This window comes from Furfurilactobacillus curtus (assembly GCF_045862785.1).
In the GTDB taxonomy this organism is placed as follows: domain Bacteria; phylum Bacillota; class Bacilli; order Lactobacillales; family Lactobacillaceae; genus Furfurilactobacillus; species Furfurilactobacillus curtus.
Window position 1 is genome coordinate 1 of record NZ_BQXO01000010.1, and the last position, 12,396, is coordinate 12,396.

The window sequence follows — 12,396 nt, forward strand, 5'->3', positions numbered from 1 at the left end:
TAACCTACAAATTAAGAACAATGTTCAGACGATTTTAACTCGGCGGTCTAAATTGTCTGAATCTAAGTAGCTCTCTATTAGCTACTTGCTAAATCCAAAATCCCTGATTCCTCGTGAATCGGGGATTTTTCTGTTTAGCTTGATCTCTTTATTCGGTTGTTAAATTAATCTTAGTCTAGCATAGCGCTTACCTAGCGGCAACTTTATTTGGTCTTGTATATTTTACCAGCTTTTGGTTGAAACCAGTAGGCGATAGAAGATACCAGTAAATATTCAAATAATATAAAAACACTAAAATGCTTGGCTGTATTAATATCAAAAGCACTAAACACGAGGAGCATAAGTAACCCGCAAAAATACGTGATAAACAGAGACATTATCTGTAAAATTCTTACGACAATACGACGGTTACCGCTGATTCTTTCGAATAATAGCTGTAACCAATACTGCATTGGAAATAACCACTGTCGAATAAAAAAGCGGTCATCTACCAGGTGATTTTTTGCAATTCCAATGGCTGGGATTATCCAAAAGACAATAAGGCTGGCAAACATAACACTTATTGAAATTCCCATAACAACTCCCCCCTTAAAGTGACATCACATATTTTTTATAAGCTCATTTAAAAATTTGGAGGCAGACTTAAAATTATGTTCTTTGGCCAGACCGTCAAGTCTTTTGCGTGCGCTAGGTTGAAGTGAAAAGGTATAGTTCTTAGTACGTTCCTCTTCATCTTTAAAAACAGGAATAACAAGTTTATCTTTAGTATCAGTTGGCTGTTCTGTTTCATTTTTTTGTAGTGCCTTTTTTATGTTTTTGTTCTCTGGATCGAATGCCATAGGTAGTCCTCCTTTATAATTAACATGCACACGTATTGAGTATACATGTGATTGATACGTGTACGAAATATTTATAATTTTTCCGTGATTTCATTAAATGTTTTGTCCATACTGTCGAAAAATTCATGTTGATCAATATATGTTTTGTGGTCTTCAGCCATTTTTGAAAGAGATTTTTTATCCAACGTTGAACGATTGAATAGCTCCTTTTCTGGAACTGTAGCCAATACACTGGAATCGCCTTTTAAGGCTTTTAATAACTCGCGAGATGATCTTGTGTTGTGTTTAATCATGTTGGCGATAAAAAATAATTTGGTCGTGACATAAGATTTTCTAGTAGAGTAATCAATGGCTTCTTTGCGTAACTCGTTAATTCTTTCTTCTAGGTTAAATTTTGCATTATACCCATGTTCACTGGGCGTGATTGGACTAAGAATAGCATTACTGATGATGACTGCATTTTTGGTAGCAGTAGAAAAATCTGGGTGGCAATCTAAAATAATATACTCAAATTTTCCTAAATTTAAACGTTCATAATTATCTGACAACCACATGTAGAGGAACATGTTTTTGTTAGTCTTATTTTCAATGGTACGCTCAATATCGTCAAGGTGCATATCTCCGGCAATTATACTAATATAAGCACTTATTTCATGTATTTTGACTTTCCCTCGATCTAAGAAAATGTTGCCAACGGTGTCTTGATTGTCGTAAATGTTGTAAGTCTGGGTTAAATTACTTTGGTGGTCTAAGTCAATAAATAAAACATGCTTGCCATTTTTTGCTAACCACTCACCATAATTAAAAGCTAGGGTAGTTTTACCAACGCCGCCTTTTATAGCTGAAAATGTGATAATTTCCATTAGTACTCCTCCTCATATATACTAAGTATGCTTAATGAATATCATTATAAACATAATAACACATAATGACTATATGTACAATTAATGCATATGGTATGTATTCATAAATACTTTGTAGAGACTAGCTAAGTTCATTATCTTTTAACACTAAATTGCTTTCAGTATCTTATAAAGGTTGCCCGCTTAATACCAGTGTTTCGGGTCACATCGACGTTATACACTCCTGTTTGTATTGCTACAAGCAGGGGATCGTCTTGAGGCTTACAGTCATCGTAATTCCTTTCCTTGGTTAGGGAAAGGTGCTGTTTCTGACGTTCAAATGAGCCTAAAAAAGCTTCCAAAAAAAGAGCGGCACACGGGCTGCAATTGTTCACGAATAAGATCCCTCCACAACCCAGTTACCGTCCAAGTTGGGGCAACAGCATTGACCCATTACTGCGGAGCCATTTCAATTGCAAGCCCTTTGACCAGTAAAAGAATTGCCTGGTTACTGACAATTACGCCTGAGGCATTGCTTGGATGTCCACCAGTTCCAGATGTAGAGGCTAGTTGTGATCAGCTAAGTTTCGGCAGTGGTCAAAATTGACCGAGTTGAGCTTATTTGAATCAGTGAAAATTTCTCTGTTTAACAAATTATCAGCCGTAAAGAAACGATAGAACTTAGTGAGATTCCTCTTTTTGAGTTTCATAGGTCTCTTGGAGACCATCGATAAAGGTAAGCATAAACCAAGGAACGTCTTCTAATGAGGGCGTCCCTTTTGATACAGTTGGAGCATCAATTAAATTGAAGATGATGCTCCATGGCTAAAGAAATTGTGGCAGTCTCAACGGAAAAGATTCAGTCAGCCACCACGTCTGAGATTGCTTGCCAGTTGACACCCCCCCCGTTCAACGGGTGGTGTCAACTTAATCTACTATTTATTGTTTCGCACATCTTTGATAGGGTGTGACCAAGCAATAGTTGTTAGAGTAATGGGATTGAACTTTAGTAAATCTGTTTTCCAGCTTTGTACAGGGTTATTACTTGAGGCCTCTCAAGCAGCACATTTCTTAGTTTGTTAGTATTAAATACAGCAATATCTGCCGTGCCGCCCTTTTTGATCCCATAGTTGGGAATCCCCAGTGATTTCGCCAATCTGTAGGTTAGCATATCTAAAATTGTTTTCGCTTCTTTTGCTGTTCCCATTTGAGTTGCCTCCGCGAATAGATATGCAATAGGTAGATTGCAAATTTAGTCCGAATAATTTGTCAAATTATCCAGCAAGCCTTGATACGGTGTTTGCTAACTTTAAACGATCGTTGGTTAATTTCTAGTAATGTTGTTCTTAGAAACTGTTTGAAATCTTTAAAAGCGCCGCAATAGAACTGACATAAAGGCTAAGGTCATCATTGTGGCGCTCGTATGTAACTGCCTTTCGCAATTTTTCCACAGTCGTCGACATTTTTCTATCCAACTAAAGGATCGTTCAACATAGCCAAACTTAGCGGCCACTTGGCTATATGAGGCATGATGACTAATCGCCCAGCTGGCAATTTGAATTCTAAATTGCGGCGTTACTTAGGGTGGCTCAAACAGAACCTTAGCCCCATGTGTCTGATAAGCGGCAACCAGCATTCTAAAGAGTCCCAGTGATATCTGATACTTATTAGCAATGGTTCTCAGACTACCTTGATCATCAAAGTAGTCGATCAGGGCACGCAATTTGAGGGCTTTTGAAATCTTGGTCATAAAAAAATACCTCCAAAGTTAAAGCTTTTTACTTTAACTTTGGGGGTATACCGCACATGTGTTTGTGGGGTATTTTGTATATCTTTGTAAATAACTTAAGATTAATATAATTATTTAATCTTCTTGAATTGTCAAATTAAGTGCAACGGTTTGTCAAAAAATACTTCATATGGGGTTTCATAGTTTAACACTTTGCGAGGACGTTGATTTCTCTGGAAATATGACACACTTTGATTGATGAGACACGAATTGGGGGATGAATGCGGTTTGGATATTTTATACTGTGGAGATGACCACATGTTTTCGGGGTTGATTATTTCAATCCTCTCACTGACAAAACACGCGCAAGAACCACTCAACATCTACATTTTAACTGGACAATTGTATAATCGTCATCAGCAATTTCAAGCGCTGACTGACGATCACGCAGCCTTTTTGAATCAACTGGTCAAGCGGGAAAATGTCGATAGTGGCGTTACCAAAATTGACATTACCACTCAGTTTGAGGCGGATTTGCCCAAGGCGAACATCAACACGTTATTCACGCCCTATAGTATGTTGCGGCTGTATAGTGATTTGGTGCCGCAATTTTCCGATCGGATTCTGTATTTGGACGCTGACGTTGTGTGTCGCCGGCCGTTTGAAGATTTTTATCATCAATCACTGGCAGGAACTGATTTTGTTGGCGTATTGGATCATTACGGTCGTTGGTTCTTCCATCATCAACTGAGAGCATTTGATTACATTAACTCGGGGATGCTCCTGATGAACCTGGATATGATCCGACAAGACAAATTACTGGCCCGCTGCCGGGAATGCTGCCGAAAATGGCCGATGATTATGCCGGACCAGTCCGCGATGAATAAGCTGGCCAAGCACAAGGCTTTTGCCCCTGAAAAATACAATGAGCAACAGGATGTTCAATCTGACACCGTTTTTCAGCATTTCTCCACCCGCTGGAAATTATGGCCGATCGTCCACACGGTTTCGGTCAAGCCTTGGGAAGTTGATAAAGTTCACCAGCAACTTCATTTGCATGAATATGATGATATTTTAGCCGAGTATCAGGAGATTATGGCTGAATTGGATGCTGAAGGGGAATTGAAAACTGAGTGAGGGTGCGATGCGAGATGTGTTGCTCTTAGAATCTTAATGAACGAGCTGATTATTCCTGTTTTTGGAATGATTGGCTCTTTTTATATTTTGTCTTGATTGGATTGGTGTGCAGGAAGTGGAAGAATTATCGATTGGTTGGTGGGGTTAGGGGATTTTGAGATCCCTCCGGCCTTTAAAATACGCTCCGACGCAACTGAGGCTAACTTCTAAGTGCACTTTAATTAAAGTCCCAAACCCAGGGACTTCAATCAAAGTACCCTTAGAAACCGCCTCACCCGTTGCTCGTCGCGCTCTGATTTTTCACATACTCCCTATACAAAGGAGTCGTTTTCACTAACTGTTGGTGGGTTCCCTGGCCCGTTACCCTGCCGTTTTCTATGAAATAAATTTCGTCGGCGTTGGTAATTGTGCTTAGCCTGTGGGCGATCACCAATGTTGTTCGATTGGCCATCAACTGGTCCAGCGCTTTTTGGACCATCATTTCGGACTCGGAATCCAGGCTCGCCGTTGCTTCATCCAACATTAAGATTTTTGGATTACGCAGGAAGGCCCGGGCAATCGCCAATCGTTGGCGTTGGCCCCCCGATACCTTGACTCCACGCTCACCGACTTCCGTGTCCAAGCCCCGAGGCATCTTCTGGACAAATTGCGTTGCGTAAGCCATTTCCAAGACATGCCAAAGCTGTTCATCGGAAAAATGCCCCGGCAAACCATAGGTTAAATTGTAACGAATCGTTCCAGACATGATCGCAGCGTCTTGGCCGACCAGGCCGATTTGCTGGCGCCAATCGGCAAGTTGAATATCAGTAATATTGGTATTGCCAATCGTGATGCTGCCCTCGTTAGGTTCATAAAAACGTTCAATTAAGCTGAAAATGGTTGATTTGCCACCGCCGGATGGTCCGGCAAAGGCAATGACCGAATTGGGTTCTGCCGTAAACGACACGCCGGATAAAATGGGGTGATGCTGATCATAAGAAAAACTGACGTGGTTCATCTGAAGTGTTTGATCGCCAATATCCAAATCCGTTCCAGTCAGACGATCTTCTTCATGAGTTTGCAATAATGCCTGGATTCGAGTGGTTGAGCCACTTGCCTTGGCAACATCAGACATGAATTGGCCGAGAACCGCAAATGGACTAATCATTTGAACCAGGTACATCAGAAATGAAAATAAGGTCCCAATATCAATGGCACCTTCCCGAACCCGGATCGCACCATAGCCCAGAATTTCCAGGACCATGGCCATCATGACCATGCCCATTACAGGTCCGGCAATTGAATCATAGATCGCTTCTTTTAACCCGATGCGATAAAGGCGATACATCCGTTTATCGCCGGCTGTTCGTTCTAAGTTTTCTGCGGTAGACGATTTGACTAGACGGACTTCGCCCAGCATTTCACCGGCTTTACCATTGAGATCTGCCAGTGCGTCCTGTCTCGCTCTGGCAACTTTGTGGGATTGGCGGACAATTGGCAGCAGGCAGATCAAGACGAGCGGAACGGCGATAAACATAATGATAGTCATCCGCCAGTCCATGATGAGCATTAAGACCAATGCGCCAACCAGTTGTAGAATCGAAGTTGCGGTTTTGGGAACCGAATTGGCCAACAGTTCCTTGACCTGTGTGGAATCATTGACCAACCTGGACGTTATTTCGCCAGATTTGGTTTGGTCAAAATAACCCACCGGCAGGGTTAAGATTTTATCCCAAAGTGTTGTTCGCAGCTTATAGACGACGTCTTCACCGAAGAAGCCTAAAATACTGCCGGAAAAGGCTCCAATAATGGTACTGAAAACGAATAGTAAAATGACGGCAACGATTAGGCCGACATCCATTGAATGACCGATTGAGTTGATGATCCCCTTGGCGATGCCGGGAACCATCAATTGCATCGCCGTTGCGACAACTCCTAGAAAAAAGCCAAGCAGCAGTTGCCAGTAACGGGGGTGAATTCGGTTGATTAGGCCCATAAATGTTTTAAAGTTAAACTTGGTATTGTTCTTGGACTGAGCTTGCATCAAAATTATCCCCTAAATCCTTCTAAGAAACTGTTTGAGGTCTTTGAAAGACGCTTGAATTTCCGGTAAAATATGTAAAAAAAAAGGACTTCATTATGACTGATTATCCAAGCAATATCACTCGTGACCAATTTGAATTGATTCGCGTTGACCTTGAGACGTTTCGCAAGCGTACATGTCCTCGAAGGGTGGACCTATTTGATGTCTTCAATGCAGTGCTTTACGAGCTTCGTACGGGCGCTCAATGGCGTCAGTTGCCGCATGATTTTCCGAAATGGCAAACCGTTTACACTTACTTTGCCATGTGGTCAAAACCATTAGCTAATTCGGAATATTCCCTGATTGACCTGCTTTTAAAAAAATTGTCGCTCGAGAGCGATTACGAATGGGACGATCGGTACGAACGTCGTTCGTAATTCTTGATGCGCAAAGTGTCAAAAATACGGCAACACCCCAAAATAAAGGGTATGATGGCGGCAAGAAAATCAGTGGGATTAAACGCCACCTTGCCGTTGATATTAATGGTCTCCCATTCGCGATCCACATTACCACAGCTAATGTCTCCGAACGGGACGGTGCGATCGCTTTACTCGCGTTAAATGAAGAGCAGTTTGATCTTGTTCAGCGAGTGATGGCCGATGGTGGCTATACAGGCGACAACTTCGCCCAGTCGGTCCATGCAATCATTGGTGCAGATGTCATTATCGCCAAACAAAGTGATCTGAAGAACGGTCAAGTAACGCCACAGCGCTGGGTCGTGGAACGTAGTTTCAGTTGGTTAACCAACTGGCGACGGCTTTGGTTCAATTGCGAACGCAAGTTAAATACCAGTAAAGTCATGGTTGCTATGGCCTTTATAGGGATCCTGCTTGCTCGTCAATAGAGACCTCAAACAGCTTCTAATGATGTGTATACATCCATTGTTATCCCAAATATCCTAGCATAGCAAGCCTTAATTTTACACCAATTTCATCATTTAAAGGGCGATTTTTAGTGAATTGCCATTTTTAAACGTCCCGTATGATAAAATAATGTCATATTTGGGGTAGAATGGTTCTGTTCATGATTTTAACTTCTCGGAAGAAAGGATGACATTGGTAATGACTAAACGGACATCAAAAGTGTTTACGTATCATGATTTTGATGATGACGTGGTCTTTACCAAAAATCAAAATGCCACCATTCCTGAGGGCTACATTTGGCTGCATCAAAATTGGTTTTACCGCGTAACGGCGACGGTCGTCTACTGGGTGGCGGTTGTTGTCAGCTTCGTTTATTGTCGGCTGTATTTGCGGACGTCTTTTCGAAACAAACGGTGTCTGCGCACCCAAGGCAAACGGGGCGCCTTCATTTATGCCAACCATACCCAGCCGCTGGGGGATGCACTTTTACCGATGCTGGTCGCAATACCCCGGCGGGCGTATCCGATTGCGGAACCTGCCAACCTTGGTATTCCAATCGTCGGTCGTCTCTTGGCGATGGGTGGTGCGTTGATCCTACCCGCGAAATTATCACAAATGATCCAATTCCAGCGGGCGATGAATGCTCGATTGGACCAGCATCAACGAGTGTTTATCTATCCCGAAGCCCATGTTTGGCCGTATTACACCAAGATTCGTCCGTTTCCAGTTGGCGCATTCCATTATCCAGTCGCTGCCGACCTGCCCAGCTACAGCATGACGATTATATATCAAAAAGGCCGACTGTTGAGCCGACCCAAGCAGGTGGTATACTTCGACGGTCCGTTTATGCCGGACAAGTCACTTCCGCGTAAACAACGCCAACAAAATCTCCACGATCAGATTCATGCCCAAATGGTGACCCGCAGTCACCAAAGCAACGTGTCATTTATGACCTACCAGCATCAATCACATTGATTTAAGGGGGATTCATTATGGAAAATCAAACCGTGCCAATTTTTTACGCTGTCGATGACAATTATGCACCTTATCTGGCAGTTTCACTGGCTTCACTGGTCGCGCATACATCACCGGACAGGCATTACCAGGTGATTGTGTTGTGTGATGATCTCAATACCGACAATCAAGGGCGGCTTAAAGCCTTTGAAACGGACAACCTCAAAATTCAGTTTGTTTCAATTAATGACCGCTTGAAGCAAGAAATTACTGATAAGAATAACAAACTACGCAGTGACTACTTTACCTTTACAATTTATTTCCGGCTGTTTATTGCTGAATTGTTCCCCAAATTGGATAAGGCGCTCTACCTGGATGCGGACACGGTGGTTTTAAAGGACGTGGGTGAATTATTTGATACCCAGCTGGGGGATAACCTGGTTGGCGCAGTGCCGGATCACTTCATCGGCCACACTCCGGAAACGATTGACTATGCTGAACAAGCCGTTGGGATTGATTCACAGAAATACGTTAATTCCGGCGTGTTGTTGATGAACCTGGCTGAAATGCGCCGTTCAAAATTCGCTGAACACTTTTTGCAGCTCTTGAACAAGTACCATTTCAAGAGTTTGGCCCCGGATCAGGACTACATGAATGCCATCGCGAGAAATCGAATTTATTATTTGAACCCGTCATGGAACATCCAAATCACCACGCCACAGGATGTTGACCCCTGGCTGATTCACTATAACTTATTTGCCAAGCCGTGGCGCTATGATGATGCCCCTCGACAAAGCTATTTTTGGACCTATGCCAAACAAACCGATTACGAGACCATGTTAAAACAGCAGCTCGCAGATATGAATCCTAAAGAAGTTGCCCGTGATCAGAAGAATCAGTCCGATTTGATTCAATTAGCCGTTGATATTATTAAGACCCCAACGACATTTTACGCAAGGGCCAAGCAAGGAGTAAAAATTGCCCTATGACTTTTACACCGGTAAAGCTTGGCGAGCGTGACAAAGTGATTCAAAACATTGCTGAAAACGTCCGTCAGGGAAAAATTAATCAAAAAGTCGAACTACATGATCCAGTACTGACACTTACCGAGCAGCATGAGGTGTTGGACCACTTCTTGAAGCTTCACCAAACTAAACGTTATCATTGGCGGGCAGCCGAAGCCCGGTCGGTCATGAATATGGCTGCGAGGATGATGAATCCCAATTTAAAAGTTGAGGGGACTGACAATTTAAAGGCATTGGAATGGCCGGCAATCATTACCTGTAACCACTTTAGCCCGATTGACAGCCTGCTGGTTCGATCAGCCCTGAATCAACCTGATTTGTCGATTGTCGTTGAGCTCACCAACCTTAAAATGCCCGGGATGCTGGGATTTTTGATGACATACGCTGATACGATACCTGTCAGCGACAGCGTCAATTACATGGGCAAGGGGTTTATTGCCCTTTTGCAAAGTAGCTTGGCACGCAAACAGTCAATTCTAATTTATCCGGAACGGGAAATGTGGTTCAACTATCGCAAACCGCGGCCGCTTGAACGGGGAGCGTACTACTACGCCGTTAGATTGAATGTGCCAATCGTGTCCTGCTTTGTTTCGATGGTTGACGCCCCGACCAAATCGGATCCGCATGGCATCAATTATACGGTCCATGTGTTACCGCCAATTTATCCGGATGCGGTCGAAAAGTCGGCCACATCACAGCGGGAAGCTGCCGAAAAGATGCGCCAAATTGATTACCAACAAAAAGTTGCTGCCTATGAAAAGGCCTATGATCGTCAATTCACTAAGGATTTTAGTCCAGACGACATTCCTGGTCATTATCAATAACTAAATGGACAACAAAAAGGCATGACCGTGAACAAAATGATCTTTCATTCACAGTCATACCTTTTTTAGGGTCGAATAACGAATTAGTTAGGTAGATTGCAAATTTAATCCGAATTTTTGGACAAATTTGTCAGCATAACCTGATACGGTGTTTGCCAGTCGAGTATTTTAAGCGGTCGCTGGTTAATTTGGAGTAACGTCGTCGTTAAATCTTGAGCACTAATGTGCTCAAAACGAGTCCCTTTAGGATAAAAATAACGTAAATTCCGATTAAAGCGTTCATTACTACCACGTTCAGCTGGAGTATAAGCATGGCAGTAATAGGTCTTAATACCATATTGTGATTCAAGTGATACTAGCCCACTAAACTCAGTGCCACGGTCCACAGTAAAGCTGTGCACCGGACCATTAAAAGTGGTTAGGAACTTAGTTAGTGCTTCATTAACAGTCGCTGTCGTCCGATCTTTTAACCGGTATGCCCAAAGGAACCGTGATTTTCGATCGATTAAAGTTAATAAAACTGCCTTACTATGCCCACGAGGACCAACGACTGTATCTAGTTCAAAATCGCCGATGCGATTACGTTGATTAATCATCATGGGACGCTGTTCAATTGATCGCCCCAAAGATTGATTATATTTGGATCGTTGGTCAACGTTACGCCGTTGGCGTACGCCATGTTCAGGTAGATCATTCAAGGAGAAACCAATTCTCCCCTGATTTAGCCAATTATAAATAGATTTAGTAGCTAGTTTAAATTCGTGAGCAATCATTCCTGGTGACCAGCTTAGACGTAAATGGTTGAGAATTTTTTGCTTTAACTCATCGCTCAGCTTAGTTTTCCGACCACATCGTGATCGCTTGTATTCGGCATCTGTTTGTGCTAATTCAGCCTGATAAGGTTGACATCGAGATAATTCATAAGAAGCTGTCCAAGATCTATGATTTTTGATATACTTCTATGTAAAAAGCGAGTTTAAGCTATGAAAAATTATCCCAGCAATATTACTCGGCAACAATTTGAATTAATTCGACCAGCTTTAGAAAATTTTCGTAAGCGAACTAAGCCTCGAAAATATGACCTCTACGAGGTCTTCTGTGCGGTCCTATATGTCTTGAAAACCGGTTGCCAATGGCGTCAAGTCCCCGGTGATTTCCCAGAATGGCGGTCAGTTTACAACTATTACAAAATTTGGTCAACTAAAGCTGAGCCTACGGCTGATTCTTTATTGGAACAAGTTTTAAAAAAATTGTCATTGCTCGGCGAACTTACCAAGGACGTTCAGCTTTAACTTCCTTTATTATCGTTGACGCTCAGAGCGTCAAAAACACCGCTACTGCTGAAAACAAAGGTTACGACGCTGGTAAGAAAATCTCGGGGATTAAGCGCCATCTGGCAGTTGATATCAATGGCTTTCCGCAGGCCATTCACATGACGCGAGCGAACGTCTCTGATCGAGACGGGGCCAGTGCCATGATCGCTTTACATGCCATGCATTTACGCCAGGTTCAAAATGTCTTAGTTGATGGTGGTTATTCAGGCGTTAATTTTCAGCTCGATGTAGCCAGTAATTTAAACGCAACCGTGCAGGTTGCGAAGCGCAATGAGTTGCATCGATTCGAAGTCATGCCCCAACGTTGGGTAGTCGAACGATCTTTTAGTTGGCTAGAGAATTGTCGGCGACTTTGGAAAAATTGTGAGCGTCAATTAACCACCAGTCTGCAAATGGTCGTTTTAGCGTTTTTAGCACTATTATTTAAGAGATTTTAGACAGCTTCTTAGTCAAATCATGGTTGTTTCTGCCTAAGCGATCTAATTCAGTGACCATTACAATATCACCTTCACGAATATAGGCCAGCATTTTTTGCAGTTCTGGCCGATTAGTGTTAGCCCCACTTAATTTATCCGTAAATAATTTATCAACGTCTTTTAAAGCCGCTAACTGTCGATCTAAATGTTGCGCCTTGGAACTCACACGCGCATAACCGATTTTAGCCATTTCCAATTCTCCTTTTGGACAGTTCTAATGAACACTTGTAATTCCTCGTATAGCACAGAAATAAAAAAGGCCACTAGGGTATACCCTATTGGTTATTAAACTAACTTAGTGAAAAAGGAAA

General features: G+C 42.5%; 12 protein-coding genes and 4 pseudogenes. 6 read left to right on the forward strand and 10 right to left on the reverse strand.

Annotated features, from left to right (window positions below; all coding sequences use genetic code 11):
* Nucleotides 1-203: 203 nt before the first annotated feature.
* From ACKTR2_RS09775 to ACKTR2_RS09805, 7 genes and pseudogenes are all read right to left on the reverse strand, one after another.
* Nucleotides 204-575, reverse strand: a complete 372-nt coding sequence (locus ACKTR2_RS09775; protein ID WP_062916848.1) for a hypothetical protein — start codon at nt 573-575, stop codon at nt 204-206.
* Between the two features lie 24 nt (nt 576-599).
* Nucleotides 600-839 carry a hypothetical protein gene (locus tag ACKTR2_RS09780; protein WP_010011603.1) on the reverse strand — a complete coding sequence of 80 codons (240 nt, stop codon included), beginning with the start codon at nt 837-839 and terminating at the stop codon, nt 600-602.
* A gap of 71 nt (nt 840-910) precedes the next feature.
* Nucleotides 911-1,702: a ParA family protein gene (locus ACKTR2_RS09785; protein ID WP_056986383.1), complete on the reverse strand. Its 792-nt coding sequence runs from the start codon at nt 1,700-1,702 to the stop codon at nt 911-913.
* Between the two features lie 363 nt (nt 1,703-2,065).
* Nucleotides 2,066-2,251 (reverse strand): annotated as a pseudogene (locus tag ACKTR2_RS09790) (short-chain dehydrogenase); the annotation flags it as partial.
* 436 nt (nt 2,252-2,687) lie between these two features.
* On the reverse strand, nt 2,688-2,888 hold the full coding sequence (locus ACKTR2_RS09795; RefSeq protein ID WP_056986382.1) for a hypothetical protein: 201 nt from the start codon (nt 2,886-2,888) through the stop codon (nt 2,688-2,690).
* Between the two features lie 159 nt (nt 2,889-3,047).
* Nucleotides 3,048-3,179, reverse strand: a pseudogene (locus ACKTR2_RS09800) (IS5/IS1182 family transposase); the annotation flags it as partial.
* Between the two features lie 81 nt (nt 3,180-3,260).
* Nucleotides 3,261-3,431 (reverse strand): hypothetical protein, encoded by a 171-nt coding sequence (locus ACKTR2_RS09805; RefSeq protein ID WP_155515909.1) that lies wholly within the window; start codon nt 3,429-3,431, stop codon nt 3,261-3,263.
* Between the two features lie 237 nt (nt 3,432-3,668).
* On the opposite strand from ACKTR2_RS09805, the gene ACKTR2_RS09810 reads away from it, so the two are divergent.
* The gene (locus ACKTR2_RS09810) at nt 3,669-4,547 is read left to right on the forward strand and encodes a glycosyltransferase (RefSeq protein WP_082836707.1); all 879 of its coding nucleotides are present in this window, start codon (nt 3,669-3,671) and stop codon (nt 4,545-4,547) included.
* A 271-nt stretch (nt 4,548-4,818) separates the two neighbouring features.
* Here ACKTR2_RS09810 and ACKTR2_RS09815 read toward each other — a convergent pair whose 3' ends face one another.
* Nucleotides 4,819-6,570: an ABC transporter ATP-binding protein gene (locus tag ACKTR2_RS09815; protein ID WP_367334194.1), complete on the reverse strand. Its 1,752-nt coding sequence runs from the start codon at nt 6,568-6,570 to the stop codon at nt 4,819-4,821.
* Nucleotides 6,571-6,665: 95 nt separating this feature from the next.
* Between ACKTR2_RS09815 and ACKTR2_RS09820 the strand changes: the two genes are divergently transcribed.
* The 4 genes from ACKTR2_RS09820 (at nt 6,666) to ACKTR2_RS09835 (ending at nt 10,275) form a co-directional block, all read left to right on the forward strand.
* A protein-coding gene (locus ACKTR2_RS09820) for an IS5 family transposase (RefSeq protein ID WP_243884837.1) occupies nt 6,666-7,453 on the forward strand; the annotation gives its coding sequence in 2 pieces (ribosomal slippage) (nt 6,666-6,933 and nt 6,933-7,453; 789 coding nt in all).
* 217 nt (nt 7,454-7,670) lie between these two features.
* On the forward strand, nt 7,671-8,447 hold the full coding sequence (locus ACKTR2_RS09825; protein WP_407884940.1) for a lysophospholipid acyltransferase family protein: 777 nt from the start codon (nt 7,671-7,673) through the stop codon (nt 8,445-8,447).
* 17 nt (nt 8,448-8,464) lie between these two features.
* Nucleotides 8,465-9,415 carry a glycosyltransferase family 8 protein gene (locus tag ACKTR2_RS09830; protein WP_014386901.1) on the forward strand — a complete coding sequence of 317 codons (951 nt, stop codon included), beginning with the start codon at nt 8,465-8,467 and terminating at the stop codon, nt 9,413-9,415.
* On the forward strand, nt 9,412-10,275 hold the full coding sequence (locus ACKTR2_RS09835; protein ID WP_407884942.1) for a lysophospholipid acyltransferase family protein: 864 nt from the start codon (nt 9,412-9,414) through the stop codon (nt 10,273-10,275). The genes ACKTR2_RS09830 and ACKTR2_RS09835 overlap by 4 nt, the downstream gene beginning before the upstream one ends.
* Before the next feature lie 104 nt (nt 10,276-10,379).
* Here the strand turns inward: ACKTR2_RS09835 and ACKTR2_RS09840 are convergent.
* A pseudogene (locus tag ACKTR2_RS09840) lies at nt 10,380-11,207 on the reverse strand (IS30-like element ISLpl1 family transposase); the annotation flags it as partial.
* 51 nt (nt 11,208-11,258) lie between these two features.
* Here ACKTR2_RS09840 and ACKTR2_RS09845 point away from each other — a divergent pair.
* Nucleotides 11,259-12,046 (forward strand): IS5 family transposase gene (locus ACKTR2_RS09845; protein ID WP_407884944.1). Its coding sequence is split into 2 segments (ribosomal slippage): nt 11,259-11,517 and nt 11,517-12,046, totalling 789 coding nucleotides; the frame shifts between segments, so codons are not numbered across the junction.
* Here ACKTR2_RS09845 and ACKTR2_RS09850 read toward each other — a convergent pair.
* Nucleotides 12,039-12,275, reverse strand: a pseudogene (locus ACKTR2_RS09850) (recombinase family protein); the annotation flags it as partial. The gene ACKTR2_RS09845 and the pseudogene ACKTR2_RS09850 sit on opposite strands and share 8 nt — an antisense overlap.
* Between the last annotated feature and the right edge of the window lie 121 nt (nt 12,276-12,396).

Coding starts and splice junctions, on each gene's coding strand:
- ACKTR2_RS09810 (WP_082836707.1), top strand. CDS start 3,669: ATGAGACACGAATTGGGGGATGAATGCGGTTTGGATATTTTATACTGT.
- ACKTR2_RS09815 (WP_367334194.1), bottom strand. CDS start 6,570: ATGCAAGCTCAGTCCAAGAACAATACCAAGTTTAACTTTAAAACATTT.
- ACKTR2_RS09830 (WP_014386901.1), top strand. CDS start 8,465: ATGGAAAATCAAACCGTGCCAATTTTTTACGCTGTCGATGACAATTAT.
- ACKTR2_RS09835 (WP_407884942.1), top strand. CDS start 9,412: ATGACTTTTACACCGGTAAAGCTTGGCGAGCGTGACAAAGTGATTCAA.
- ACKTR2_RS09775 (WP_062916848.1), bottom strand. CDS start 575: ATGGGAATTTCAATAAGTGTTATGTTTGCCAGCCTTATTGTCTTTTGG.
- ACKTR2_RS09795 (WP_056986382.1), bottom strand. CDS start 2,888: ATGGGAACAGCAAAAGAAGCGAAAACAATTTTAGATATGCTAACCTAC.
- ACKTR2_RS09805 (WP_155515909.1), bottom strand. CDS start 3,431: ATGACCAAGATTTCAAAAGCCCTCAAATTGCGTGCCCTGATCGACTAC.
- ACKTR2_RS09825 (WP_407884940.1), top strand. CDS start 7,671: ATGACTAAACGGACATCAAAAGTGTTTACGTATCATGATTTTGATGAT.
- ACKTR2_RS09780 (WP_010011603.1), bottom strand. CDS start 839: ATGGCATTCGATCCAGAGAACAAAAACATAAAAAAGGCACTACAAAAA.
- ACKTR2_RS09785 (WP_056986383.1), bottom strand. CDS start 1,702: ATGGAAATTATCACATTTTCAGCTATAAAAGGCGGCGTTGGTAAAACT.